The organism is Gluconacetobacter aggeris (assembly GCF_014174395.1).
Lineage (GTDB): Bacteria > Pseudomonadota > Alphaproteobacteria > Acetobacterales > Acetobacteraceae > Gluconacetobacter > Gluconacetobacter aggeris.
Window position 1 is genome coordinate 123,044 of sequence record NZ_JABEQD010000001.1, and the last position, 25,773, is coordinate 148,816.

Annotated in this window: 29 protein-coding genes and 1 tRNA gene; 18 read left to right on the plus strand and 12 right to left on the minus strand. The window is 66.1% G+C overall.

All coding sequences use genetic code 11. The features are described from left to right. Positions 1-83 precede the first annotated feature (83 nt). From HLH36_RS00570 to HLH36_RS00580, 3 genes are read left to right on the plus strand one after another with little or no spacing between them, the layout of a single operon-like run. The gene (locus HLH36_RS00570) at positions 84-437 is read left to right on the plus strand and encodes an ArsR/SmtB family transcription factor (RefSeq protein ID WP_182984585.1); all 354 of its coding nucleotides are present in this window, start codon (positions 84-86) and stop codon (positions 435-437) included. Beyond that, a complete protein-coding gene (arsC, locus tag HLH36_RS00575) occupies positions 434-856 on the plus strand; it encodes an arsenate reductase (glutaredoxin) (RefSeq protein ID WP_182984586.1) in 423 nt (140 codons plus the stop codon). Before HLH36_RS00570 ends, arsC begins: the two co-directional genes overlap by 4 nt. Next, a complete protein-coding gene (locus tag HLH36_RS00580) occupies positions 856-2,151 on the plus strand; it encodes an arsenic transporter (RefSeq protein ID WP_275943740.1) in 1,296 nt (431 codons plus the stop codon). Before arsC ends, HLH36_RS00580 begins: the two co-directional genes overlap by 1 nt. Positions 2,152-2,188: 37 nt before the next feature. On the opposite strand, the gene HLH36_RS00585 is transcribed toward HLH36_RS00580, so the two are convergent. Further along, entirely contained in the window at positions 2,189-2,584 is a 396-nt protein-coding gene (locus HLH36_RS00585; protein WP_182984587.1) for a winged helix-turn-helix transcriptional regulator, read from the minus strand. A gap of 115 nt (positions 2,585-2,699) precedes the next feature. On the opposite strand from HLH36_RS00585, the gene HLH36_RS00590 reads away from it, so the two are divergent. From HLH36_RS00590 to HLH36_RS00605, 4 genes are all read left to right on the plus strand, one after another. Continuing rightward, positions 2,700-3,137, plus strand: coding sequence for a nuclear transport factor 2 family protein (locus HLH36_RS00590; RefSeq protein WP_182984588.1), 438 nt, complete (start codon positions 2,700-2,702; stop codon positions 3,135-3,137). Between the two features lie 4 nt (positions 3,138-3,141). Then, positions 3,142-3,750, plus strand: a complete 609-nt coding sequence (locus tag HLH36_RS00595; protein ID WP_182984589.1) for an FMN-dependent NADH-azoreductase — start codon at positions 3,142-3,144, stop codon at positions 3,748-3,750. Beyond that, entirely contained in the window at positions 3,740-4,006 is a 267-nt protein-coding gene (locus HLH36_RS00600; RefSeq protein WP_246376259.1) for a 2OG-Fe(II) oxygenase, read from the plus strand. Before HLH36_RS00595 ends, HLH36_RS00600 begins: the two co-directional genes overlap by 11 nt. 446 nt (positions 4,007-4,452) lie before the next feature. Next, entirely contained in the window at positions 4,453-5,340 is an 888-nt protein-coding gene (locus HLH36_RS00605) for an aminotransferase class I/II-fold pyridoxal phosphate-dependent enzyme (RefSeq protein ID WP_182984591.1), read from the plus strand. A gap of 19 nt (positions 5,341-5,359) precedes the next feature. Here HLH36_RS00605 and HLH36_RS00610 read toward each other — a convergent pair whose 3' ends face one another. After that, the gene (locus HLH36_RS00610) at positions 5,360-6,331 is read right to left on the minus strand and encodes a LysR family transcriptional regulator (protein ID WP_220792648.1); all 972 of its coding nucleotides are present in this window, start codon (positions 6,329-6,331) and stop codon (positions 5,360-5,362) included. 11 nt (positions 6,332-6,342) lie between these two features. Here HLH36_RS00610 and HLH36_RS00615 point away from each other — a divergent pair, with 11 nt between their 5' ends. Beyond that, a complete protein-coding gene (locus HLH36_RS00615) occupies positions 6,343-7,302 on the plus strand; it encodes a quinone oxidoreductase family protein (protein ID WP_182984592.1) in 960 nt (319 codons plus the stop codon). A 22-nt stretch (positions 7,303-7,324) separates the two neighbouring features. Next, entirely contained in the window at positions 7,325-7,831 is a 507-nt protein-coding gene (locus tag HLH36_RS00620; protein WP_182984593.1) for a lipocalin-like domain-containing protein, read from the plus strand. Between the two features lie 132 nt (positions 7,832-7,963). Here the strand turns inward: HLH36_RS00620 and HLH36_RS00625 are convergent, their stop codons facing one another. The 5 genes from HLH36_RS00625 to rplM form a co-directional block, all read right to left on the minus strand. Beyond that, complete coding sequence (locus tag HLH36_RS00625) at positions 7,964-8,248, minus strand: type II toxin-antitoxin system RelE/ParE family toxin (RefSeq protein ID WP_182984594.1); 285 nt, start codon at positions 8,246-8,248, stop codon at positions 7,964-7,966. Next, positions 8,249-8,527, minus strand: coding sequence for a CopG family ribbon-helix-helix protein (locus HLH36_RS00630; RefSeq protein ID WP_182984595.1), 279 nt, complete (start codon positions 8,525-8,527; stop codon positions 8,249-8,251). A gap of 255 nt (positions 8,528-8,782) precedes the next feature. After that, positions 8,783-10,015, minus strand: a complete 1,233-nt coding sequence (locus tag HLH36_RS00635; protein WP_182984596.1) for an MFS transporter — start codon at positions 10,013-10,015, stop codon at positions 8,783-8,785. A 217-nt stretch (positions 10,016-10,232) separates the two neighbouring features. Next, positions 10,233-10,733 carry a 30S ribosomal protein S9 gene (gene rpsI, locus HLH36_RS00640; RefSeq protein ID WP_182984597.1) on the minus strand — a complete coding sequence of 167 codons (501 nt, stop codon included), beginning with the start codon at positions 10,731-10,733 and terminating at the stop codon, positions 10,233-10,235. Between the two features lie 4 nt (positions 10,734-10,737). Next, positions 10,738-11,220: a 50S ribosomal protein L13 gene (rplM, locus tag HLH36_RS00645; protein ID WP_182984598.1), complete on the minus strand. Its 483-nt coding sequence runs from the start codon at positions 11,218-11,220 to the stop codon at positions 10,738-10,740. A gap of 215 nt (positions 11,221-11,435) precedes the next feature. On the opposite strand from rplM, the gene HLH36_RS00650 reads away from it, so the two are divergent. Together HLH36_RS00650 and HLH36_RS00655 are read left to right on the plus strand one after the other, a co-directional pair. Beyond that, positions 11,436-12,779: a hypothetical protein gene (locus HLH36_RS00650; RefSeq protein WP_182984599.1), complete on the plus strand. Its 1,344-nt coding sequence runs from the start codon at positions 11,436-11,438 to the stop codon at positions 12,777-12,779. Next, on the plus strand, positions 12,776-13,651 hold the full coding sequence (locus tag HLH36_RS00655) for an NAD(P)H-binding protein (RefSeq protein ID WP_182984600.1): 876 nt from the start codon (positions 12,776-12,778) through the stop codon (positions 13,649-13,651). The genes HLH36_RS00650 and HLH36_RS00655 overlap by 4 nt, the downstream gene beginning before the upstream one ends. Before the next feature lie 130 nt (positions 13,652-13,781). Here the strand turns inward: HLH36_RS00655 and HLH36_RS00660 are convergent. Continuing rightward, positions 13,782-13,857 (minus strand) — tRNA-His (locus HLH36_RS00660). A gap of 96 nt (positions 13,858-13,953) precedes the next feature. After that, the gene (locus HLH36_RS00665; RefSeq protein WP_182984601.1) at positions 13,954-15,126 is read right to left on the minus strand and encodes an aminotransferase; all 1,173 of its coding nucleotides are present in this window, start codon (positions 15,124-15,126) and stop codon (positions 13,954-13,956) included. Between the two features lie 221 nt (positions 15,127-15,347). Between HLH36_RS00665 and HLH36_RS00670 the strand changes: the two genes are divergently transcribed. After that, the gene (locus HLH36_RS00670) at positions 15,348-15,686 is read left to right on the plus strand and encodes a P-II family nitrogen regulator (RefSeq protein ID WP_182984602.1); all 339 of its coding nucleotides are present in this window, start codon (positions 15,348-15,350) and stop codon (positions 15,684-15,686) included. A 144-nt stretch (positions 15,687-15,830) separates the two neighbouring features. Then, complete coding sequence (glnA, locus tag HLH36_RS00675) at positions 15,831-17,291, plus strand: type I glutamate--ammonia ligase (protein ID WP_182984603.1); 1,461 nt, start codon at positions 15,831-15,833, stop codon at positions 17,289-17,291. Between the two features lie 197 nt (positions 17,292-17,488). On the opposite strand, the gene HLH36_RS00680 is transcribed toward glnA, so the two are convergent. Both HLH36_RS00680 and HLH36_RS00685 read right to left on the minus strand, forming a co-directional pair. After that, complete coding sequence (locus HLH36_RS00680; protein ID WP_408871826.1) at positions 17,489-19,339, minus strand: chloride channel protein; 1,851 nt, start codon at positions 19,337-19,339, stop codon at positions 17,489-17,491. 65 nt (positions 19,340-19,404) lie between these two features. Continuing rightward, positions 19,405-19,605, minus strand: a complete 201-nt coding sequence (locus HLH36_RS00685; protein ID WP_182984604.1) for a hypothetical protein — start codon at positions 19,603-19,605, stop codon at positions 19,405-19,407. Positions 19,606-19,679: 74 nt separating this feature from the next. Between HLH36_RS00685 and HLH36_RS00690 the strand changes: the two genes are divergently transcribed. Then, entirely contained in the window at positions 19,680-20,666 is a 987-nt protein-coding gene (locus HLH36_RS00690; protein ID WP_182984920.1) for an NAD(P)H-quinone oxidoreductase, read from the plus strand. A gap of 74 nt (positions 20,667-20,740) precedes the next feature. Next, positions 20,741-21,532 (plus strand): alpha/beta fold hydrolase, encoded by a 792-nt coding sequence (locus HLH36_RS00695; protein WP_182984921.1) that lies wholly within the window; start codon positions 20,741-20,743, stop codon positions 21,530-21,532. A 171-nt stretch (positions 21,533-21,703) separates the two neighbouring features. Here HLH36_RS00695 and HLH36_RS00700 read toward each other — a convergent pair whose 3' ends face one another. Next, positions 21,704-22,348, minus strand: a complete 645-nt coding sequence (locus tag HLH36_RS00700) for a DNA-3-methyladenine glycosylase family protein (RefSeq protein ID WP_182984605.1) — start codon at positions 22,346-22,348, stop codon at positions 21,704-21,706. A 182-nt stretch (positions 22,349-22,530) separates the two neighbouring features. On the opposite strand from HLH36_RS00700, the gene HLH36_RS00705 reads away from it, so the two are divergent. From HLH36_RS00705 to HLH36_RS00715, 3 genes are all read left to right on the plus strand, one after another. Next, positions 22,531-23,676, plus strand: coding sequence for an energy transducer TonB (locus HLH36_RS00705; protein ID WP_182984606.1), 1,146 nt, complete (start codon positions 22,531-22,533; stop codon positions 23,674-23,676). Between the two features lie 51 nt (positions 23,677-23,727). Further along, positions 23,728-25,185, plus strand: coding sequence for an AMP nucleosidase (locus HLH36_RS00710; protein WP_182984607.1), 1,458 nt, complete (start codon positions 23,728-23,730; stop codon positions 25,183-25,185). 107 nt (positions 25,186-25,292) lie between these two features. Beyond that, positions 25,293-25,637, plus strand: a complete 345-nt coding sequence (locus HLH36_RS00715; protein WP_182975278.1) for an acyl-CoA thioesterase — start codon at positions 25,293-25,295, stop codon at positions 25,635-25,637. Positions 25,638-25,773 lie beyond the last annotated feature (136 nt).

Below are 25,773 nucleotides of genomic sequence, written 5' to 3' on the forward strand. Positions count from 1 at the left end.
GCGCGTCCTGTGCGCGTTTCCGGTCAGGCTTTGAGGGGCGGAATGGAATTGACGGGGCACCATATATCCATGAATAAGGATATATGGATACCGAATCGGCCCTGCTTGCCCTGAGCGCGCTGGCGCAAGCCACGCGGCTGGAGATATTCCGCCTGCTGGTGCGCCATGAGCCGGGCGGGTTGCCGGCCGGGAATGTCGCGCGGCATCTCGATGTGCCGCAGAACACAGTTTCGGCCCATCTTGCGGTCCTGGCCCGTGCCGGGCTGCTGACCGCGCAGCGCCATAGCCGCCTGATCGTCTATCGCGCGTGCCTGCCGCGCCTGCGGGAGCTGATGCTCTTCCTGGTCAGGGATTGCTGTGCGGGCAGCCCCGAACTCTGCGCGCCCCTTGTCGCGGACCTGTCCGCCTGCGGCCCGACTTTGGAGACATGCACATGACCATCACGATCTATCACAATCCGGCCTGCGGCACGTCGCGCAATGTGCTGGCGATGATCCGCAACAGCGGCGAGGAGCCCCGGATCATCGAATATCTGAAGATGCCGCCGAGCCGGGCCGAACTGGTCGATCTGATCGGCCGCATGGGGGTTCCGGTGCGGGCGATCCTGCGGGAGAAGGGCACGCCCTTTCACGAACTGGGTCTCGATAACCCGGCCGCGACGGATGATGCGCTGATCGACGCCATGATGGCGCATCCGATCCTGATCAACCGGCCCATCGTCGTCACCCCGCTGGGTGCGGCACTCTGCCGTCCGTCCGAGCGGGTGCTGGACCTTCTTCCCGCGCCGCAGACGGGTGCCTTTGCCAAGGAGGATGGCGAGAAGGTTGTGGATGAGGCGGGAAAGCGGATCGTCTGATGCTGGCCCTTTCCATTTTCATTGCCACGCTGGTTTTCGTCATCTGGCAACCAAGGGGGCTGGGCATCGGCTGGAGTGCGATGGCCGGTGCCGCCGTGGCCCTGGCGGCAGGCGTGATCCACTGGCACGATATTCCGGTGGTCTGGCATATTGTCTGGGACGCGACCTTTACCTTCATTGCCCTGATCGTCATCTCGCTGTTGCTGGACGAGGCCGGGTTCTTCCACTGGGCGGCGCTGCATGTGGTGCGCTGGGGCAAAGGGCGCGGCCGGAGGCTGTTTCCGCTGATCGTGCTGCTGGGGGCGGCGATCGCGGCCGTGTTTGCCAATGACGGCGCGGCACTGCTGCTGACGCCGATCGTCATCGCCATCCTGACGCAACTGCGCCTGAGCCATGGCGCAGCCCTGGCCTTTATCATCGCGACCGGCTTCGTCGCGGATACCACCAGCCTGCCGCTGGTGATTTCCAACCTGGTGAACATCGTCAGCGCCAATTTCTTCGGCATCGCGTTCGATCGCTATGCCGCGATCATGGTCCCGGTCGACCTGGTGGCGCTGGGGGCGACGCTTGGCATGTTGTGGCTATGGTATCGGCGGCAGGTGCCGGCGGCCTATCCGGTCGCCGCACTGCCCGCGCCGGCCACCGCCATTCGGGACCGGCATGTGTTCCGGGCGGCTTTTCCGCTGCTGGCCCTGGTTCTGGCGGCCTATTTCCTGACGGCGCCGTTTCATATCCCGGTCTGTATCGTGGCCGGCCTGGCCGCCGGGCTGCTGCTGCTGGTCGCGGGATATGGGCGGGTCATCCCCGTCGGCCGCGTGCTGCGCGGTGCCCCGTGGCAGATCGTGATCTTCTCGCTGGGCATGTATCTGGTGGTTTATGGGCTGCGCAATGCCGGGCTGACCGATCATCTGGCGGCGGCGCTGGTCTGGCTTGGGCATCGGGGGATTTTCGCCGCCGCGATCGGTACCGGCTTTCTGGCGGCCATTCTGTCGTCGGTCATGAACAACATGCCGAGCGTGCTGGTGGGCGCGCTGGCGATCCAGCAGGCGCAGGACATCACGCCGCTGACCCGCGAGCTGATGATCTATGCCAATGTCATCGGCTGCGATCTCGGCCCCAAATTCACGCCGATCGGCAGTCTTGCCACGCTGCTGTGGCTGCATGTGCTGGCGTCCAAGAAGCATCGGGTCACATGGGGGCAGTATATGAAAGTGGGGCTGGCGATCACGCCGCCGGTGCTGCTGGCGACACTTGCGGCGCTGGCCCTGTGGTTGCCCCGGATCGGCCATCTGTGACCGGTGCGAGCGGCTGACCGTCGTGGCGGGCGCGGGGTTATCGTTCGTCGTATCGTGACTGCGCGTCCCGCACCTGCTGCCAGTTCTCCTTGACCCAATCGACCAGCCCCTGCGTTGGGCGCAGCAGGCTTCGGCCGAGATCGGTCATTTCATATTCGACGCGCGGGGGGATTTCGGGGAAGAGTTCGCGGGTGACCATTCCGTCGCGTTCGAGCATCTTGAGGGTGGAGGAGAGCATCCGTTGCGAGATGCCCGGGACCGCGCGTTCCAGCTCGGAAAACCGGGCGCGGCCGCCCAGGAGGTCGAGCGACAGGACGATGAAGATCGTCCATTTGTCGCCCACCTTCGTCAGCAGTTCCCGGACCGCCATCGGGTCCGAGCTGCGGCAGATGGCCGCCGGGTCGAGCTGTTTGGTCCGGGTTGGCTTTCCCATAACTTACCTCGACGTAAGTGACTGATGTAAAAGTGCCTTCTTATACTGAACAGGCTTACGATCTATATGGAGCTCTCGTTCCGTAAGCAACATCGCGAACCGTGGAGAGATCCGGATGCCAGATCGGGATTACGCAGCCTACCAACGTGCCGCCCCTTATTTCGATCTCGTCCGCAACGCGCTCGGCGTGCTGGTCGATGGCGCGCATTTCTTTGACGTCGTCACCGACGAGACGATCTATGAAGTGCTCTATGACGTGCCCGGCTGGCCGCGCGTCATCACGGGGCGGGCCGACCTGATGGCGGCCTTCAGGGGCTATGTCAGCGCCGTCGCGCTGCGGTCCGCCGACCGGCTGGTGGTACACAGGGCGGATGACGGCGCCGTCCTGATCATGGAATATGAAGTCCACGGCACGATCCTTGCGAGCGGCGTGCAATATGACAACCGGTTCTGCTCGATCATCAGGATCGAAAACCGCAAGATCGTGCATTGGCGCGATTATATGGACTCGCTCGCGGCCTGGACCGCGCTGACGGCGAAGCGGGGGGCGTGAGGCCATGAAGCAGGTTCTCATGATCGAGATCAGCCCGAGGGGGCAGGAATCGGCCAGCCGGGCGGTCGCCGATGCGCTCGCGGCCCGGCTTGGCGATCTTTATCCGTCGGCGCGGCTGGTGCGGCGGGATCTGGCGGCCGTGCATCTGCCGCATCTGGATGGGACCACGCTGCGGGCCATTGCGACGCCGGACCCGGCGGAAGGGGCACGGTTGGAAGACCATGCCCGCCTGTCCGACCGATTGACCGACGAGCTTCTGGCGTCCGATCTGCTGGTGATCGCGACGCCCATGTGGAATTTTGGCATTCCATCGGCGCTCAAGGCCTGGATCGACCTGGTCGTGCGGCCGGGCCGGACGTTTCGATATGGCCCGGATGGTGTCGATGGTCTGGCCAAGGGGAGGAAGGCGATCCTGGTCATCGCGTCCGGTGGCGTCTTTACGGAGGGGCCGTGGCGACCGTGGGATTTCGTCGAGCCGTATCTGCGTCAGATCCTGGGCTTTATCGGCATCGCGGATGTGCAGGTTGTTCGGGTCGAGGGCATGAACATTCCGGCCCTGGCGCCCGATGCCGTGCGGAAAGCGAAGGATTCTGTCGGGGCGCTTGTGCTGTAGCGATGGTCTGAAACCGGGCGCGCGGGCTCAGGATGGCGCGCGCATTTCGTGCCGTGGCAGGGCGACGAGTGCCGAGGCCAGCCCCGCCGCCGCGCCGACGGCCAGCGCCCAGCGCGGGCCGGAGGATTATAACTGCCTGCATCAGGATTTGTACGGTGTGCAGGTCCTCCCGATCCAGCTCGCGATCCTGCTGTCACGACCGGAGGTGGATTTTACCGGGGGCGAATTCGTGCTCTCGCAATCCCTTTTGGCATGACTCGCTGACCATCCAGATTTCGCTATTAGGGCGGCATTTGTGCCTTGCCGGCAACTGGTCGACGAAGGACGAACCGCATGATTTTTGCATGGAAAATTATAATATTCAGGAAAACCAATAAAGACCGTTCAGCATAACGAATTATTTTTCTCCATTATTTCATGACAGAGTCTCCCGATATGTATGTGGAGACTATGATGGCATCAGGTCCGTTTTTATCGACGCGTCGGCGTCTCAGTAGGATGGCGACAGTGGCAACGTCCTTGCTTGCCACCCGACTGATAACTGGCGTCCAAGCAAAGGAATCTGGTGTACAGCAGTCGTCGGGGCGATATGCTGTGATACTCAGTCAAAACACCAGCCCTACTGGACCATGCAACGAAGCCATCCGGGTATCAGACGCCATCACTCCTCATCTCCAGCATTATTGGCCGCATGGAGATGAATTGTCGCTGCTGGGACAAGCTGCGTCGAAACGTTACGGCATTGCTCCATATTTCATCAAGGCATGGAGCGGATCAAGTGACCCGGCCTTTCGCGCGGTCGTGGCATTTACCGGACCTATGCGAGGGTTGGTCATGGCCGATCCCTCATGGGAACTTATCTTCCAATCCGCGCCTCTGACGAGGGCGCCGGTCCATAAGGTTCCTCTCACACAAGACTATGCGCACGATGTGAAGTCGATGCGCGCGGCCAATCCGCATGCAGGTCTCTATTTTATCTGCAATCCCAACAATCCAACGGGTACTCTGACGCCGTACGAGGATATCGTATGGCTGTTGAAGCACAAGCCACGCGATGCCGTTGTTTTGGTCGACGAGGCTTATATCGAGTTTTCCGACGCAGAGTCCTGCATTCCGTTAGTTGAACAGGGACATGATATTATCGTGTTACGCACATTCTCAAAAATATACGGAATGGCGGGGATGCGGCTGGGCTTCACGATCGGGCGTCCAGATCTCATCGAGCGATTGCTGCCCTATGGATTCCCCGATAGTCCACTCTTCTTGTCGATGAACGCGGTGGTAGCCGGAACGGCGAGCTTACAGCAGAACGCTCTCGTTCCCGCCCGGAAAAAGGCCAATATGTTGGCACGGGACGAGACGTTCGCGTTTTTGCGCGACCATGGTGTCGGCTATATTCCGTCAGACTCGAACTGTTTCCTCCTTGATGTCAGGCGGCCTGGCGCTGAATTCGTGGCTGCGATGGCACAGCAAGGGATTATGGTCGGGCGAAGCTGGCCGATATGGCCGACGCGATCACGCATTACCGTTGAATCAGCGAACGACATGGCGGGTTTCCGCCATGCGCTCTCGGCGGTCATGAGTCTCTGAATAAAGGCCGTCACCTCGATCAGAGACGGATCGGGCGTAGATGTTCCTGTGTGGCTTCCATGACGGCGTCTCGGAACGCCTTTCGAGCAGGAGACAAGGGGCGGCAACCGTCATGCAGGCAAACTTCAATCCCGGGCCCACGAGGCAGCCCAGGTCGATCCGGTAGAACGGATAAATGATTGGGAAGTCCGACTGGAGTACGGAAGGTCAATCCCAATCCCGCACCTGTCGCGGCCCATAAGCCTTGAAGGCTGCGACTGGTAAAAGTCACGCGCCATGGCGTTCCCGCCTTGTCGAGCAGTTCCAGTCCGGTGCGTCGAAAGCGGCATGGATGACCGTAGAGGGCGAGGTCGATCGGCGCCTCTGGCGTCAACGCCAGAATTATATCAGGAGAGGGACCGATCCAGACCGTCGGAAGGATTGCAAGCGGTAAGGCATCCGGCCGACCACCGCCGCCGAAGGCCAGCACGAAATCCAAGGCTCCCTGATCCAGTTGCTCGAACAGCAGCCCATTGCGCTCGACAAAGACTTCGATCAACACGCCGGGGTGGGCGCGCTTGAAGATGCCCAGAAGCGTCGGCAGCCAGGATTCCGAAAAATCCCCGGGCAGGCCGAAGCGTACGCTGCCCGAAATGGAAAAGCCGTTCACTGCTTCCAGCGTTTCGTCGTTCAGCTCCAGGATTCGCCGCGCATAGGATAGCAGGCGCTCGCCCTGCTCGGTCAAGATGGTGCCGCGTCCCTCGCGTTGGAAGACTGGTTGGCCGGTCTGATCTTCCAGCTTGCGCATCTGCTGGCTGATAGCGGATTGCGAGCGACCGAGATGGGCGGCAGCACGATTGAAGCCGCCGAGATCCCGGGCGGTGACGAAAGTACGCAGCACGTCCATATCAAGATTGATGCGCGCCATCGTTCGTATTTCCTTCATCGGCAATTCAGAATAACGCGTTATTCGAAACTGTTCATAGGCGGTAGGAATCGGTTCCGTCAACACGGAGAACTTCCATGCGTGCCATTCGGGTTCATGAATTTGGCGGTCCGGACGCGCTCATTCTCGAAGATGTATCGCCTCCGGAACCGGGTGCGGGACAGTCGCTCGTCCGCTTGTATTACGCGGGACTCAATTACACGGAGATCTATCAGCGGAGCGGCGTGACGAAGGTGCAATTGCCCTTCATACCAGGCTCGGAAGGTTTTGGCGTGATCGAACGCTCGGCACGGTTTTCCGTCGGAACGCGAGTGGCCTGGGCCGGATACCCTGGTGCCTACGCGGAATTGGCCGTCGTGCCCGATCACCGGCTTGTCGCAGTGCCGGACGACATTTCGGACGATGTGGCGGCCGCTCTTCTGTTGCAGGGCATAACCGCACATTATCTAATCGAGGACAGCTATTGCGCGCGGGCGGGAGATGTGGCGCTCGTGCATGCGGCCGCCGGTGGTGTCGGGCTGTTATTGACACAATTGCTGACCGCGAAGGGCGTGGCGGTGATCGGGACTGTATCGTCGGACGCGAAGGCTGCTCTGGCCCGCGATGCCGGGGCGCATCAAATCGTTCGTTACGATCACGAGCACGTCGCTGCGGCGGTACGAGGCGTGTACCCGGACGGCGTGGACGTCGTTTATGATTCTGTCGGACAGGCGACATGGACGGCGAGTCTGGCATCGCTGCGCCGTCGCGGCACAATTGTACTATATGGCCATGCCAGCGGCAAGGTCGCGCCCGTCGATCCGATGCTGTTGGCGCGACACGGCTCGCTCACTCTGACGCGCCCTCTGATCGGCGATTTCATTCCCACGGCGAACGATTTGCAGGAACGAGTGGATCGCCTGTTCGGATGGGTTCGCAACGGTAGCCTGCGCCCCCTGATCACCCGCAAATACTCGCTTGCCGACGCGGCGCAGGCTCATCGCGACCTCGAAGCGCGGCGGACCAGCGGCAAAGCTCTGCTGCGTACCGCGAACTAACTTCTTTTGGAGGATTCTTGGAATGAAAACGCATCTGCATTGTCGTTCGGCCGTTCTGCTGGCTATGTCTCTGTTGCCCGGAAGTGCGCTAGCCACACCCATGCCATCACTCACCGGCACTTGGGAGCTAACTGCCGCCGACACCCTTTATGCTGACGGACACCGGGTTCACGGTTTCGGCGAGCACCCGCAAGGTCGCATGATGGTCGACGGTGAGGGGCGCTATGTCATCGAAATCTACCGTGTTCCTGGCATGAACTTCGTATCAGGCAACAAGGCGACCGGAACGGAGGCCGAGTTTCGCGACGCGATGATGCGTAACAGCGTGCATTACGGACATGTCATGCTCGACACGGTGCATCATCATATCATTTTTGACGTCGAGCGTGCGGTATTCCCGAATTGGGAAGGAAAGCGGCAGGTGCGGGACTATATGCTGGAAGGTGATCGACTCAGTTACCAGGTGCCGGCTTCATCCACAGGCGATGGAACTACGGCGATTTCGGAGTGGCGTCGGCAGGGAAATTAAGCGTTACGCGCGAATACGCCCATCTCAATCTTTGCCTGAATCAAATTGCCCTAATTTTCCGGATTGGGGCACAAAAAAGCCCGCGAGAATTATATGGAACAGGATGACAGACCGTCGCATGAAAGACGGGTTTCAGTCGTCCTGACGTTGCTCGCGGCTGTGCCAGATACGGAGAATGTAAATGCTGTCCCCGGCGATTTCATAACGCACTTCATAGTCGCCGATCAGGAGACGCCGGACCTCTCGGTGATCGTATTGCGCCAGGCTTTCGCCGATCCGTGGGAAGGCGATCAGACGTTCGGGAGCAGCGATGAGGGCCTGCACGTTTCGCGCCGCCACCGCCGGATTATGAAAGGCAAGAAAATCATGCAGGCGCGTGACGTCACCCGCCGCTTTGTCTGTCCATCGGATGTCCATTTATCGTACGATGGGCGAGGGCAAAGGCCGGTCCGTGGAGAGGCTGTCGGCCCAGGCCCGCATGGCGCTGTGGTCGATGACACGCCCGGCATCCACGTCCGCGAGGGCTTCACGGGTCAGGCGGTCGCGTTCTTCTTCCTGCGCCAGATAGGCGCTTAGCGCCTGTTTGACGATCCAGCCCCGCGAGCGTTCGAGCCGGTGGGCGATCTGATCGACCTGCTCGGCGAGCGCGGCTGGCACATGCGCGGTAATCACGCGGGTCTCCGGTGCTTGTCCCATGGGGGTCCTCCGGTCTTAATCGAATCCAATCATAGTCAATCAGCATACGAAACGCCACAGAAGCATGGGCGGGCACGCTGGGAAGGAAGAAATCAGGAACGTCCGGTCGTCCCGATGCTGCGCATCGGGCCATCAAAGGGATAGCCTTCGTTATCGAGGTTACGTGTGTCAGCAACGTATAGACGTCCATCATGCGGCGACCGGCACTCCCCGCCCCCTGAACGCGCGGCAGGTTTTGAAAAACCGGATGCCCGCTCAGGATGGCGCGCGCGTTTCGTGCCGTGGCAGGGCGAGCAGGGCGAGCAGGGCGACGAGGGCCGAGGCCAGCCCGGCTGTCGCGCCGACGGCCAGCGCCCAGCGCGGGCCGAAACTGTTGGCGACCCAGCCGACGATGGGTGCGCCGATCGGTGTGCCGCCGAGGGCCACGCCGACGCGCAGAGCCATGACCCGGCCGCGCATTTCGGGCGGGGTGGAAAGCTGCACCAGGCTGTTGCTGGTGTTGGTGACGGTCAGCGCCGCCACGCCGATGATGACGAGGGTGGCGGCGAAGGACCAGTAGCCCGGCGCGATGGCGGCCAGCGCGCAGCCGAGCCCGAAGACGCCGGCGCCGGTCAGCAGAGACTCGAAACGCGGTGCCGTGCGGACGGCGCCGAGAAAGGCGCCTGCCATCGAGCCCAGCGCCATGATGGAGGACAGGACACCATAGCCCCGGGCACCGGCATGAAAGACGGTGACGGCCATGGTGGAGATGAAGATGGGGAAGTTGAGGCCGAATGTGCCGATCAGGAACAGCATGACCAGGATCGCGCGGAGGTCCGGGCGGCCCCACGCATAGCGGAACCCCGCGATGAAATTGCCCTTCCTGCGGTGGGCGCGGGCATTGGGGCGCAGGGCGGCGACGCGCAGCGTGGCCAGCGAGATCAGGACCCCCACGAAGGAGGCCCCGTTGATCAGGAAGGCCCAGCCGGTGCCGGTGGCGGCGATGACCAGCCCCGACACGGCGGGGCCGATCAGGCGGGCGGCGTTGAACGAGGTGGAATTGAGCGCCACCGCGTTGTGCAGGTCCCGCTCCCCCACCAGTTCGGCCACGAAGGTCTGGCGGACCGGCGCGTCGAACGCGGCGGCGCAGCCGAACAGGAAGGCGAAGACGTAGACATGCCAGAGCTGGACGATGCCGCCGACCGTCAGCACGCCCAGCGCCAGGGCGAGGAGGCCCATCGCCGCCTGCGTGACCATGAGGAGCCGGCGCTGGTTGAAATGATCGGCGGCGAAGCCCGTCCAGGGCAGCAGGAGCATCTGCGGCCCGAACTGAAGGGCCATGACCAGCCCGACGGCGGAGGCGTCATGATGCGTCAGCTCGGTCAGGACCAGCCAGTCCTGCGCCGTGCGCTGCACCCAGGTGCCGATATTGGAGACGAAGGCGCCAACGGCCCAGATCCGGTAATTGACGTTCCGCAGCGACCGGAAGACGCGGGGGATGCGCAGCATGGATGATCTCGCGGGTCGTGTCATGCGACAGGGCGTTGCAGGATCATCGTAACCGCGTGGCGGGCGAACCGGCTACCGCCCGCGCGGCGAAAGCTGCCATGCCGACAGACGGTACGGGCATAAAAAAACGGGGGATACCCGGCCGCATGGGCCGGATATCCCCCGTTTGATGCCTGCCGGCCGGGGCGCGTTGCCGCGCCGCCGGCCAGAAGGGCAATCAGCGCTTGCTGAACTGGAAGGAACGGCGGGCCTTGGCGCGGCCGTACTTCTTGCGCTCGACAACGCGCGAGTCGCGGGTCAGGAAGCCGGCGGCCTTCAGGATGCCGCGCAGCGTGGGCTCGTAATGCGTCAGCGCGCGGCTGATGCCGTGACGGACCGCGCCGGCCTGGCCGGACAGACCGCCGCCCGTGACCGTGCAGTAGACGTCGAACTGGTTGTAGCGGTCGGCCACCAGGAACGGCTGGGTGATCAGCATCCGCAGCACCGGACGGGCGAAATAGGTGCCGACCGGACGGCCGTTGACCGTGATGTCGCCCTTGCCCGGCTTGATCCACACGCGGGCAACCGCGTCCTTGCGGCGGCCGGTGGCGTAGGAACGGCCCTGCGCGTCGCGCTTGGCTTCGTAGACCGGGGCCTCCTGCGTGGAGACGACCTGGCCTGCCGCGACGGCACCCTTCAGGTCGGCCAGCGTGCCTGTACGCTCTTGGGTTTCGGACATGGTGTCAGGCCCCGATCTTCTGGGTGTTGAGGGTGTTCTTGCGGTTCAGCGCCGCGACGTCGAGCGTCTTGGGCTGCTGGCCGGCATGCGGATGCTCGGTGCCTGCATAGACATACAGGTGCTTCATCTGCGCGCGCTGCAGCGGGCCGCGGGTGATCATGCGCTCGACCGCCTTCTCCACCACATGGCCGGGGTTCTTGCCCTCCAGCCGCTGGGTGATGGTGCGCTGCTTGATGCCACCCGGATAGCCGGTGTGGTAGTGGAACAGCTTCTGGCCGACCTTGTTGCCGGTCAGGCGGATCTTCTCGGCGTTGATCACGACGATGTTGTCGCCGCAATCGACGTGCGGGGTGAACTGCGGCTTGTGCTTGCCGCGCAGGCGCTGGGCGATAATGGCGGCGAGACGTCCCAGAACGAGGCCTTCGGCGTCGATCAGGATCCAGTCTCGCGTCACCTCTGCGGGCTTCAGCGAGAGGGTGGTCTTCATCTGTTTGTGTTCCGTCTGATGATAGGAGCGGTAACGGGTGGCGCGTTATCCGCGCAGGCGGGCATCGCGTCAAGCCAAAAACGGGTTTTGCGCCGATTTTTCGGGGAACTAGCCGTGTGGTATCCACATACCACATACCGGCCTTCATGCGGAGATTGCCCATCCCCATGGGAATGTTATAGCTGTCGCACCGGCCATAGACGGGTAACCCATACGTGAAAAAGCTGACTTCCGCCCTTATCCTGCTGCTGATCATCTTGGTCGTGGGAGGGTTGGGCCTGCGGCATCTGGCCCAGAGCCAAATGGAATCAGCGATTGCCGACCTGCGGGCAGCGATCGGGCCGGGTGCCAGCTTCACCTATGCCACGGCCGCGCCGCGCATCCTGGCGCGCGGGGCGCGGCTGACGGCCGTGACCTATCGCAACCCGGCGCTGAGCCTGACGGCCTCGGAAGCGATCGTGGGCCGGGTGACCGGCAATACGATCGATGGCCAGCATATCGGTACCCTGACGCTGCGGCAGGTGCAGATCATGGAGCCGGGGGCCACGGCCTCGGTCGCGTCGCTGGTGCTGAAGGGGCTGGTGCTGCCCAATACCGGCCCCGACCTGTTCCGCGCCCCGACCCCGCCGCGCCTGGACTCGCTGACGCTGGATTCGGCGCAACTGACGGACCTGCATGTGGCGGTGCCGGCCGGGCAGACCGACCTGACCGTTGCCCATGCCACCATCCGCGATTACGGGCTGGGCCGGACCTCGCACCTGGATGTCGACACCCTGGCGGTGCAGATCCGCCTGACGCCGACGCGCCGGATCGGGATCGGCCATCTGCGCATCGACGGGCCGGATTTTGCCGGGCAGATCGCCAGCCTGCTGCAATCGGGACATCTGATCCATACGGTCGGGCGCCGCCGGTTCGACGTGTCGGCGCTGACCATCGATACCGCCAGCCCGCTGCTGCGCGTCGGGCATCTGGAGGCCGAGCAGGAGGCGAGCGCCAGCCAGGACGAGCTGGAGACCACGATCACCGACCTGACGGCCTGGCCCACCCCGCCGCAGGACCAGTCGCTGCTGCGGGTGATCGGCTATGACCATTTTGCCGGCCGTATCCATGCCGTCAGCACCATCCAGCGCCAGGCCGGGACGATGACGCTGCATCCGCTGGATATCGACGCGCCGGAGATGGGCCACATGACCATCCTGGCCGATCTGGACCAGATCCCGGTCGACGACCCGGCCAACATGCCCGAGACGGCGCGGATCGTCTCCGCCACCATCGACTGGCAGGACCGCTCGCTGGCCGGCCATGTGCTGGACGGGCTGGCCCGAGCGCGGCAGGTCGACGCCGAACCCTACCGCCAGCAGGTGCAGGCCGCGCTGGCGACGTCGCCCGACCCGTCGATGCAGGCGCTGGGCCATTTCCTGGCCCAGCCCGACCAGCGACTGCGCGTGATGCTGCGGCCGCCCCGGCCGATCAGCGTGCTGATGCTGGGCGTGGCGCTGTCGATGGCCGGCGACCCGTCGACGGCGGGCATGCTGGGCCTGTCGATCAGCACGCCGTGACCCATTCCCCCGCCCCCGGCGATGGGCCGGTCCATGTCATCGGCGCCTCCGGCCGGTCGGGGGTGGCGCTGTGCCGGGCGCTGCTGGGCCAGGGCGTGCCCGTCATCCCCGTGGTGCGCGACGCCGCGCGCTGGGCGGCCACCGGCCTGCCGGGCGCGCCGGTACTGGCCGACCTGACCGGGCCGCCGGAGGCGCTGCGCCGGGCATTGGCCGGGGCGACACGGGTGGCCAGCACCGCGCATGCGCGGCATGTGCCGGCCCTGCTGGCGGCGATGCCGGAGGAGGCCACGCTGGTCTGCCTGGGCAGCACGCGCAAATTCACCCGCTGGCCCGATGCGCATGGCAACGGCGTGCTGGCCGGCGAGGCCGCGCTGAGGGAATCGGGGCGGAACGGGGTGATCCTGCACCCCACCATGATCTATGGCGCGCAGGGCGAGAACAATGTCCGCCGGCTGGCGGCATTGCTGCGCCGGCTGCCGGTCACGCCCCTGCCCGGCGGCGGGCACGCGCTGGTGCAGCCGATCCATCAGGACGACGTGACGCGCAGCGTGCTGGCCGCCTTGGCGCGGCCGTGGGACGGGCCGCATGCGCTGGTGATCGCGGGCGGGACCGCGCTGTCCTATCGGGATTTCGCCGCCATGGTGGCGCGCCTGTCGGGCCTGCGCCCGCGGCCGGTGCTGCCGGTGCCGGCGGCGGCGATGATGGCGGCCGCCTGGGTCACGCGGATGGTGCCGGGCCTGCCGTCCGTGGGCACGGCGGAAATCCGGCGGCTTCTGGAGGACAAGGCGTTCGAGATCGCGCCGATGGAACGGGAGCTGGGAGTGGTGCCGATCGGGCTGGAAGAGGGGCTGGGCCGGTTGTTCGGGCGCTGATTGGGAAGGCGAGGGCTCTGCCCTCGACCCGCAAGGGGTCGCGGACCCCTTGACCCCGATTCGTCACATCAGTGATTTTCGAAGATGCTGTTGTTTCCGAGGCTGCCTTGAGCGCCTGTCAGGAAATCGCTGGGGCGAACGACGGGACTCGAACCCGCGACCACCGGTACCACAAACCGGCGCTCTACCAACTGAGCTACGTCCGCCACACAGCGGGCTGTCATGTAGAGAACTGGTTCCGCCCCGTCAATCGTCCAGCATGCACGAAGGCATGAAAAAATCCCCTCCCCGCCGCAGAGGGGTCATGCGGCGCGCAGATCGGCCAGTCCGGCGCGCAGGCGCGCGACGGCTTCGGTCAGCACCTCTTCGCGCTTGCAGAAGGCGAATCGCACCAGATGGTTCGGCGCGTCCCCGGTGCTGTAGAAGGCCGAGACCGGGATGGCGGTCACGCGGCAATGCTCGGTCATGGCGCGGCAGAAGGCCATGTCGTCGCCGGCGAAGCCCGTGGGGCGGATATCGGCCACCACGAAATAGCTGCCGTCGCAGGGCAGGACGTCGAACCCCACGCCGCGCAGCCCGTTGGACAGCAGGTCGCGCTTCGCCCGCATATCGGACGCCAGGGTGGCGAAATAGTCGGTGTCCTTGTCCAGCCCCATGGCGACGGCGCGTTGCAGGTTGGGGGGCGTGGTGAAGGTGAGGAGTTGGTGGGCCTTGGCGATGCAGCCGGCGATCGGGGCCGGGGCGGTGATGTAGCCGACCTTCCACCCGGTCAACGAGAAGCTCTTGCCCGCGCTGCCGATGCGCACGCAGCGCGCGCGCATGTCGGGCAGGGTCATCAGCGGCACGTGGCAGGCCCCGAAGGTGAGATGTTCGTAGACCTCGTCGCAGATCGCGTAGACATCGTGGCGGGCCACCAGCTCGGCGATGAGCGCGCGTTCGTCGGAGGTGAAGACCTTGCCGGTGGGGTTCATCGGCGAATTGAGCAGGATCGCCTTGGTGCGCGGCCCGAAGGCCGCCTCCAGCTCCGCGCGGGGCAGCGACCAGTCGGGAGGCGTGAGGCGCACCGGGCGGGGGATCGCGCCCAGCGCGCGGATCATCGGCACGTAAGTATCGTAGAGCGGTTCCAGCACCACGATTTCGTCGCCCGGATCGAGCAGGGCCATCAGCGAGGACGCCAGGGCCTCGGTGGCGCCGGAGGTGACGATCACCTCGCTCGCCGGATCGATCGCAAGACCGTAGAATCGGGCGTTCGAGCGGGCCACGGCCTCGCGCAGTTCGGGCACGCCGGTCAGGGGCGGATACTGGTTGCGGCCGTCGCGCAGGGCGGCGGCGGCGGCCTCGATCAGGTCGGCCGGGCCCTCGGTATCGGGGAAGCCCTGGCCCAGATTGATCGCATCATGCCGCGCCGCCAGGGCGGACATCACGGTGAAGATGGTCGTCGGCAGGCCGGACAGCATGCTGTTCAACGGTTTCATGATCGCTCTTTCCTGGCAGCGGGGCAGCCTTGCGGTCGCCCGCGGGCAGATGTGCGTAAAATCCCGGCATTTTGCAATCCGCTCCGATTGCCTGTGGGCGCGACCCGTGCCACGGTGTCGCGGGCGGTCGGCCAGGCGATTTGCGCGCCGGACGGACCGGTCCGTCCAGGCACAGCGCGGTCCCGGCCCCCGGCACCGCCCCAGCATGTGGCGACGCGGGCATGAAGAAGATCGAGGCCATCATCAAGCCGTTCAAGCTGGACGAGGTGAAGGACGCGCTGCACGAAATCGGCCTGATGGGCATCACGGTGACCGAAGCCAAGGGTTTCGGACGCCAGAAGGGCCATACCGAGCTGTATCGCGGCGCCGAATACATCGTGGATTTCCTGCCCAAGGTGAAGCTGGAGATCGTCTGCGCCGACGACATGGTCGATCGCGCGGTCGAGACGATCGTGGCTGCCGCCCGCACCGGGCGCATCGGCGATGGCAAGATCTTCATCATGCCGATCGAGGACGTGATCCGAATCCGCACCGGGGAACGCGGCGACGATGCCGTCTGACCCCCGGCCACCCATCCCGTCTCCGCCAGGCGCAGGCCGGCGGACGATGGCAGGCCCCGTCATCCTATCGACAACGGGCCACTAGTTTCGTAACCGTTCCACTGCCGTGTCATGCGGCACCTTCAGTTCAAGGCAGGTATATCGATGGCGAAGAAAGCCCAGAGTTCAGCTCCGACCACCCTTCCGTCCCCTTCCGCTGAGGCTGTCGCCAAGGTCTTCAGCCTGATCCAGGAACATTCCGTGGAGCTGGTGGACCTGCGCTTCACCGACCCGCGCGGCAAGTGGCACCACACCTGCCAGCATGTCTCGACCATCGAGCAGGATACGTTCCGCGATGGTTTCATGTTCGACGGGTCGTCGATCGGCGGCTGGAAGGCCATCAACGAGAGCGACATGGTCCTGCTGCCCGACCCGACGACGGCGGTGATGGACCCGTTCTCGGCCAAGCCGCAGCTGATCCTGATCTGCGACATCATCGAGCCCTCGACCGGCCAGTTCTATAACCGCGACCCGCGCTCGACCGCCAAGCTGGCCGAGGCCTACCTGAAGTCGACCGGCCTGGGCGACACCGCCTTCTTCGGTCCGGAAGCCGAGTTCTTCATCTTCGACAACGTCAAGTTCGGCACCGGCCCGAATTTCGGCATCTACCAGCTCGACAGCATCGAAGGCCCCGGCGCGTCGCTGAAGGATTATCCGGAAGGCAATATGGGCCATCGCCCGGGCGTGAAGGGTGGCTACTTCCCCGTGCCGCCGGTGGACAGCGAGGCCGACCTGCGCGCCGAAATGCTGACCACGATGGGCGAGATGGGCCTGCCGATCGAAAAGCACCATCACGAGGTCGCGCAGTCGCAGCACGAGCTGGGGACGAAGTTCAGCACGCTGGTCGAATCCGCCGACTTCATGCAGATCTACAAATACTGCGTGCACAACGTCGCGCATTCCTACGGCAAGTCCGCGACCTTCATGCCGAAGCCGATCTATGGCGACAACGGCTCGGGCATGCATGTGCATCAGTCGATCTGGAAGGGCGGCAAGCCCGTCTTCGCCGGCAACGGCTATGCCGACCTGTCGGACCAGGCGCTGTATTACATCGGCGGCATCATCAAGCATGCCAAGGCGCTGAACGCCTTCACCAACCCCTCGACCAACTCCTACAAGCGCCTGATCCCGGGCTTCGAGGCGCCGGTGCTGCTGGCCTATTCGGCGCGCAACCGCTCGGCCTCGTGTCGTATCCCCTACGCGACCAGCCCCAAGGCCAAGCGCGTCGAGGTCCGCTTCCCCGATCCGACCGCCAACCCCTACCTGGCCTTCGCCGCCATGCTGATGGCCGGCCTGGACGGCATCAAGAACAAGATCCATCCCGGCGACGCCATGGACAAGGATCTGTACGACCTGCCGCCCGACGAGCTGAAGCAGATCCCGACCGTCTGCGGATCGCTGCGCGAGGCGCTGGAGGCCCTGTCGGCCGACCATGAGTTCCTGCTGGCCGGCGGCGTGTTCACCAAGGACCAGATCGAGAGCTATGTCGACCTGAAGTGGCAGGAAGTGTTCACGTTCGAGCACACGCCGCATCCGGCCGAGTTCGAGATGTACTACTCCGTCTGATCCCGTTCGGGATTGGAGAAAGGGGGCGCCGGGACCGTGAGGGGCCGGCGCCCTTTTTTTGTGCCGGCGTTCTGTTCTTTTTTGAAAAAAAGAACCAAAAAACTTCTGATCTGTTTGGGAGCCTTGTGCTTGCCTGTTGCGAGACTACCGACCGAATAAAAGTCTTTTTGCTTCTTTTTCTTCAGAAAAAGAAGATCTTAGCTCCCGGATCGCTTTTCGCCTGCCAGTTCCCGCCGGGACCGATCCAGTTCCTCGCTGTAGCGGCGCAGGGCGTGCTGTTCGGTCAGCATGCCGCGCACCTGTCGGCCTTCCTCGCTATCCACCACCACCAGCGCGTCGCTTTCGGCCTGGGCGAAGCGGGCGATGGCTTCGCGCAGGTTCATCTGCGGCACCAGCATCTGGTCGCGATACTGGGCGAAGCGGGAGAGGGTTTCGTCCGGCAGGACGGTGTCGACGTACAGGTCCGGCACCAGCACCAGGCCGACATAGCGGCCTGACTGGTCGACCAGCACGATGCGTTGCGCCGAGCCCAGCGGATAGGCCTGGCGGGCGGCCTGCACTTTTATGTCCTGGCACAGTGTTTTCACGTCGTGGCGCATCATCCGGCCCACGGTCAGGGTGCGAATCCAGCCGACATCGACCGCCGAGCGGATCGACTCCCCGCGCAGGTGGAAGCGCCAGGTGGCGAAGGAATAGCCGAAGGTGCGGCGCACCGTCAGGCTGGCGATGACCGAGGCCACCAGCACGGCGGCGGTCAGCGGCAGGCTGCCCGTCATTTCCAGTGCCAGGAAGACCATGGTCATCGGCGCGCCCACCACCGCGACGGCCATGGCGCTCATGCCCACCAGGGCGCAGAGCTCGGCCGAAAGCGGTGTGGCCGAGATCAGCGCCAGCCCGCCGGCGAAGGCGGCGCCGGTCAGCACGCCGAGATAGAGCGAGGCGAAGAACAGGCCGCCGCGGAAGCCGGCGCCGATCGACACCGAGGAGGCGAGTGCCTTCATGGCCAGCAGCGCCAGGACCCAACCGGTGGGGTAAGCGTGCTCCAGCGCCACGCGCATGGCCCAGTGGCCCGAGGACATGACCGTGGGCGAGACCAGCGCCAGCAGGCCCACCACCAGCCCGCCGATGGCGGGGCGCATCCAGACCGGCAGGCCGGAGCGGCGGAACAGGGCCTCGGCCAGGGTGACGCAATACATCAGGCCCACGCCCAGCAGGGCGGCCACGATGCCGAGTGTGGCGATGGGCAGGTAGTCGTCCACCCGCAATTCGGCGGGCAGGATCACGCTGACGCCGGGGGCTGCGCTGTGCAGCAGGTGCGTCACCCCGATGGCGCAAACCGATGCCGCCGCGACCGGGGCCAGGTTGGCCAGCGAATAGGTGCCGATGACCAGTTCGAACGCATAGAACGCCCCGGCCAGCGGCGCGTCGAACGCCGCCCCGATGGCCCCGGCGGCGCCGCAGCCGACCAGCAGGCGGAGATCCTCGCGCCGGACGCGGAACATGCGGCCCAGGCGCGAGCCGGTAGCGGCGCCGATCTGGGTAAAGCCGGCCTCCAGGCCCACCGAGGCGCCGACGGCGTTGGACAGCACCGTCTGGAGGGCGACGATGGCGCTGTCGCGCATCGACATCCGGCCGCCATGCAGGGCGTTGGCCTCGATGGGGTCGACCGGGCGGCCGGGGATGCAGCGCACGACGAGCAGCCCCAGCAGGCCGAAGACCAGCCCGCCCAATGTGGGCACCAGGAGCGCGCGGAGGGGGATGATGGCGGGCAGGCCCGAAATGCGGCCCTCGCCGGGGGCGGCGAACAGCAGGCGGTGCGCCAGTTGGGTGGCGTGGATCATGGCGCTGACCAGCAGGCCCGCGCCGCAGCCGACACAGGCCGCCAGCACCGCCAGCCATAATTCGTCGGCCCGTACCAGGGCGCGCAGCAGGCGCGGGACATAGGGCACCCGCTCGTCGCGTACGCCGCCCTCTGCCCCGTCCGGGGGCAGGAATGCGCCGCGATGGCGGCGCAGATGATTCAGCAGGCCGAGGGTGGAGGACGGCACGGTCAGGTCACTTTCGCGCGGCGCCCGGTGGCCGGTGACGTGCGGTACCGGGGCGCCCGTAGCGACTATTTGAAGTGATGGGCCTGTCGGATCAACCGGAATTCCGCCGTGGCGGCTGTTTGAAAAAATGCCGCTGCCGGCAATCCGACGCGCGTTTTCTGCGCTTCGCGGCGGGCGGCCATCAAGGCCGCTGCGCTGCGATGCTCAAAAACACATGCCGGCCGCGGCCCTTCGGCCCGCTCTTGCTCGGCATCGACACTTTTCAAACAGCCTCCTACCATGCCGCGCTTGCGGCCCCGATCGCGGAGAAATGCCCGTGTCCCCTGCCCTGCCCCCCACCATGCGCGCGGTGATCGTGCGTGAGCCCGGCGCGCCCGGATCGATGAGCCTGGCCGACATCCCCCTGCCCGTGCCCGGACCGGGCGAGGTGCTGGTGCGGGTGCAGGCGGCGGGGGTGAACCGGCCCGACCTGATGCAGCGCAAGGGCCAGTATCCACCGCCGCCGGGCGCCAGCCCGATCCTGGGGCTGGAAATCGCCGGCGAGGTGGTGGCGAAGGGGCCGGACGCGCCGGACTGGCCGGCGATCGGCACGCCTGTCTGCGCGCTGACCAATGGCGGGGGGTATGCCGGATATTGCGCCGTGCCCGCCGGGCAGTGCCTGCCCTGGCCGGACGGGTTCGACGCCATCCGCGCCGCCGCCCTGCCGGAGACGTTCTTTACCGTGTGGTCGAACCTGGTCATGACCGCGCATGTCGCCCCCGGCGAAACCGTGCTGATCCATGGCGGGGCGGGCGGCATCGGCACGGCGGCGATCCAGACCGTGCGGGCGCTGGGTGCCGTACCCTATGTGACCGTGGGGTCGGCCGAGAAGGCGGCGCTGTGCCTGAGGCTGGGCGCCGAGGCCGCGATCGACTACCGCGACGAGGATTTCGTCGCGCGGATCGACGAACTGACCGGCGGGCGGGGCGTGGATGTGGTGCTGGACGTGATCGGCGGCCCGTATCTGGACCGCAACCTGCGCTGCCTGGCGCCGGGCGGGCGGCTGGTGATCATTGCGCTGCAGGGCGGTGCCCGCGCGCAGGAAGTGGGTGTGGGGCGCATCCTGACCCGTCACCTGACGGTGGCCGGCACCACGCTGCGCCCGCGCGACGGGGCGTACAAGGCCCGGGTGGCCGATGGCCTGCGCGCGGTGCTGTGGCCCCTTCTGTCGGATGGGACGATCGCGCCGCTGATCCACGCGACCTTTCCGTTTGCCGAGGTGGTGGAAGCCCATAAGCTGATGGAATCGGGCAGCCATTCCGGCAAGATCGTGCTCGACCTGCGTTAGTGTTATAACATCGGTCAGGCCATCGCGGCCCATCGCGGACTCCTGCGCGGAACAAGGTGAAGGACCATGCCATCGTGCTGCTGAACGTCATCGCGCGTGGACCCGAGGATGTGTCGGACGCCTCGTCCGCCCGTCCGCCCATCGTTCTGCTGCATGGCCTGTTCGGGCGTGCCCGCAATCTGGGCTTCTTCCAGCGTCGGCTGGCCCGCACGCGGCGGACTTTGGCGATCGACCTGCGCAATCATGGCGACAGCCCGCATGGGCCGATGGACTACAACACCATGGCCGGGGACCTGCTGGACACGCTGGCCCATCATGCGGCGCTGCCCGCGACGCTGGTGGGCCATTCGATGGGCGGCAAGGTGGCGATGACGCTGGCGCTGACCCGGCCGGGCATGGTGCACAGCCTGGTGGTGGCCGACATTCCGCCCGCCCGCACCGGGCACGGGCAGTTCTCGCTGGGCGAACGGATGCTGCGGGTGCGCTTTCCGCCTTATCTGAACCGGGCGGAGGCCGATGCGCTGCTGCTGCCCGAAATCCCGAATGCCGATGTGCGGGCGCTGATGCTGCAGAATATCCGGCTGGGCGAGAATCCGGGATGGGTCATCGGCCTGAAGGAGATCGTGGGCTCGATGACCAATATCGAAAGCTGGCCCTATATCCCCGAAGGCTACACCTATCCCGGGCCGACGCTGTTCCTGGCCGGTGGCAATTCACCCTATATCCGGCGGGAGCATTATGGGGTGATGCGCCGGCTGTTCCCCAACTACCATCTGGAACTGATCGAGCATGCCGGCCACTGGCTGCATGTCGAAAACCCCACCCGCTTTGCGGCACTGGTGGAAGAGTTCACGAACCGGTACTGAGCTGAGACCCTGACCGAAAATGCGCGCTGGCGGCGATCCGACGCGCGTTTCCTGTGCTCCGATGCTCACGGCCATATAGGCCGCTCCGCTTCGGTGCTCGGAAACCCACGCCGGACGCGGCCCTGACGGGCCGCTCTCGCTCACCAGCCCCACATTTTCGGTCAGGGTCGACTACGCCGCCTTCGCGGCCTCGGCGGCGCGCCACAGATACCAGGCGGCGGCGGAGCGGTAGGGGCTCCAGTCGCGGGCGATGGCTGCCAGGGCGGCCGGGCGGGGCTGGGTGTCCAGGCCCTTGATCACCCGCCAGCCCTCGCGCACGCCGAAATCGTCGACCGGCATCACATCCGTGCGCCCCAGCGAGAAGATCAGCAGCATTTCCACCGTCCAGCGCCCGACCCCGCGCAGGGTGATCAGGCGGGCGATCAGCGCGTCGTCGCTCATCGACTCGGCCTGTCGCCGGGAGGGGACGGTGCCGTCGAGCCGGCCCTGGGCCACGCCCTGGATCGCGCGGATCTTGGTGCCGGACAGGCCGCAGGCGCGCAGATCGGCCTCGGGGAAGGCCAGCAGCGTCTCGGGGCTGGGGAAAGTACCGCCCGCCAGGGCCACCAGCCGCCCCAGGATGGCCAGGGCCGCCCGGCCGTGAAGCTGCTGGTGGGCGATGGCGTTGACCAGCGCCTCGTAGGGTGCGCGGCCGGCATCGACCCGCAGGCCGCATGGCCCGACACGCGCCACCAGCGCGGCGAGGTCGGGGTCGGCGGCGGAGAGGTGGGCGCGGATGGCGCGGTCCTGCGCCGGGGAGGGAATGGAGGATGTCATGATGGTTGGGAGCCTAGTGCAGAGAGGGGCCGACCGTTCAATCGGCGTGGCACCGCCCTGCCGACGGTGACAACATGATACGATCTCATGGCCGCATGATATCATGACAACGGGGCCGCCAGCGGCTAGGGTCCCGAGAGACCACGCGCCGCAGGCGAACACGCGGAGACTCCCGGCCCTTCATGACGGTGACACTCAGTCCTTCCTCCCGCCATCGCCAGGCCGAGGAGCCCGTCCTGATCCCGCGCGCGGATGTTCGGGAGCGTGCGGCACGCCGGCCCGAGCCGCCCGAACGGCCCGACGGGCGCGAGGGCCTGCGCCCCGAACCGGTCGGCCGCCCGGAGGGCTATCGCCCGCTGAAGCAGAGCGGCGCGCCGATGATCCGGCCGGATACGGTGGCCGAACCGGGGGTGACCACCGTCCTGGCGGTGTCCGCCGCGCTGCATCTGGTGTTGCTGGCGATCATCCTGCAGGCGGCGCGCCACCATGCCGGGGGATCGGCCGCGCCTGAATCGCAGTCGGTCGAGATGATGTTCACCCCGCCGGCCTCCAGCGGGCTGCAGGGGCGCAATTCGCCCGACCAGGCGGGGGGCAGCGGGTCGCAGGCCAAGCCCACGCCGACCACGCCGCAGCCCGACCAGCCGCAGCCCAGCGATTCCTCGCCCTCGCCCAGCGTCCCGTCGCCGCAGACGCCGGCGGCCCCGCCGCTGCCGCGTACGCCGTCGGACCAGACGCTGCCCGACCAGCCGTCCACCGCGCCGCCCAACCCGGCATTGCAGAGCCCCGGCCAGGCCGCGCACCCGACGGCGCACCCGACGCCGCGCCACACGCAGACGGCCCGGCAGCGCACGCCCAGCCACGCGCCCTCGCCGTTCGATCATCCGATGGACCTGTCCTTCGCGCCCTCGCCGGGGCCGGTGCGCCAGCGGCGCGGCCGGGCGGGCGGTTCCGGCGGGCCGATCGACCTGTCGGTGGGGCCGGTGGTGCGCAACGGGCAGCTCAACGCCCCCTATTCGAGCCAGACCCAGGTGCGGGGCGTCAGCGAGGATTATGGCGAGGAGATCGACCGCTGGATCCGCAGCCACATGTATTATCCCGAGGAAGCCGCCCGGGCGGGCGATGACGGGGCCTCGACCGTGCATGTGGTGCTGGACCGCAGCGGGCGCGTGCGCGGGGTGCGCCTGACCGGCCAGTCGGGCTCGTACTATCTGGATGCCGCGACCACCGGCATGTTCCACGGAGCCGAGCTGCCCCCGGTGCCGCCGGACATGGCGGGCGACCATTTCGATATCGACGTGACGATCAACTATATCCTGATCCGGCGCTGATCCCTTGGGCAGGGAGCGCCGGTCGGGGCGCTTGCAGCGGGAGAATGGCGCATGAGTGACGATTTCGCCGCGATCCGCGATCGCGTGGGCACGGATTTCGAGGCGTTCGACGATGCCGAGGCGGCGGTGCGGCGCATTGCCGAGCTTTATGAATCGGCCGTGCATGAACTGCGCGCGGCCTTCGGCCAGCGGCAGCCGGCCGGGCCGGTGGCACCGACCTATCCGTACCTGGCCTTTGCCGTCAGACGCGCGCCGCTGGCCGAGGATACGCGCCCGCCCTTCGACGTGGTGCTGGAGCCGGGATTCTACGGCACCACCCTGACCCGCCCGGAACTGTTCCGCGATTACTGGCGCGAGCAGATCGGCATCCTGCTGCACCATTACCGCCAGCCGGTGCTGGTGGGGCGCTCGCGCCGGCCGATCCCGCTGCCCTATGTGATGGAAGAGGCGGTGACCGCCATCACCGAGGACGACCTGCGCCTGTTGCAGCGCCATTACGCCCTGCCCGACCTGCACGCCACCGACGACAGCATTGCCAATTGCGCGCTGATCCCGCGCCCGGACGAGCCCCGGCCGCTGTCGCTGTTCACCGCCGAGCGCACCGATTATTCGCTGGCGCGGCTGCATCATTATACCGGCACCGCGCCGCGCCATGTGCAGCGGTTCATCCTGCTGACCAACTACCAGCGCTATGTGGACGCATTCCGCGATTACGGGCATGCGCAGGTGGATGCGGGGGGCGAGTATGACCGCTTCGTGGAGCCTGGCGACCAGGTGCATCGGCGTGGCGATGCGGCCCGGCCGCCGATGGCGGGGTCCCTGCCGCAGATGCCGGCCTATCATCTGTGCCGGCCGGACGGCGATGGGATCACGCTGGTGAATATCGGCGTCGGGCCGGCCAATGCGAAGACCATTACCGACCATCTGGCGGTGCTGCGGCCGCATTGCTGGCTGATGGTGGGCCATTGCGCCGGGCTGCGGCGGACGCAGCGGCTGGGCGATTATGTGCTGGCGCATGGCTATGTGCGCGACGACCATGTGCTGGACGACGACCTGCCGCCCTGGGTGCCGGTGCCGCCGATCGCCGAGGTGCAGGTGGCGTTGCAGGATGTGACGGCGCGGGTGACCGGGCTGCACGATTCCGAACTGAAGACGCGGCTGCGCACCGGCACGGTGATGACGACCGACAACCGGAACTGGGAATTGCGGCTTCAGGCGCTGTTCACGCAGATCAACATGTCGCGATCCATCGCGGTCGACATGGAGTCCGCGACCATCGCCGCCAACGGGTTCCGCTTCCGCGTGCCGTACGGCACGTTGCTGTGCGTGTCGGACAAACCGCTGCATGGCGAACTGAAGCTGCGCGGCATGGCCAATGCCTTCTATCGCGAGCGCGTCAGCCAGCATCTGACGGTGGGGATCGAGACCATGCGCCAGTTGCGCGCGCAGGGGGTGGACCGGCTGCATTCGCGCAAGCTACGCGGGTTCGACGAGCCCCCGTTCCGCTGAACGCATCGCCGCGGGCCGAGCAAGGAGAAGAATGCGTGACCGATCCAGACCAGCCATCCGCCGTCCCCGTGCCGCCATCCGGCCAGCCGACCATCCGCGTGGTGGCGATGCCGGCAGATGCCAATGCGGCGGGCGATATTTTCGGCGGCTGGCTGATGTCGCAGATGGATCTGGCGGCCGGCACGGCGGCGGCCCTGCGTGCCAGGGGGCGTTGCGTGACGGTGGCGATCGACAAGGTGATTTTGCACCAGCCGGTGCTGATCGGCGATGAGGTGAGCCTGTATACCGACATTATCCGCACCGGCCGGACCTCGATGTCGATCCATGTGCAGACCTGGCGCCGGGCCCGCCATTCGCATGAGACGGTAAAGGTGACGGAGGGCGTGTTCACCTTCGTGGCCATCGACGACGAGCGCCGGCCGCGCCCGCTGCCGCCGGAGATGCCGCACTGAGGACGGGCATGTTCGGGCCCTCGGTGCCATCGTCGCCATCACGGACGCCGAGATGGGTGCGGAACGCGTCAGGCGTCGCTTATGCGCGCGAAGCGACCTGACCCGATGTGGCGCCCGCTGCGGGTGCGCGCGGCGA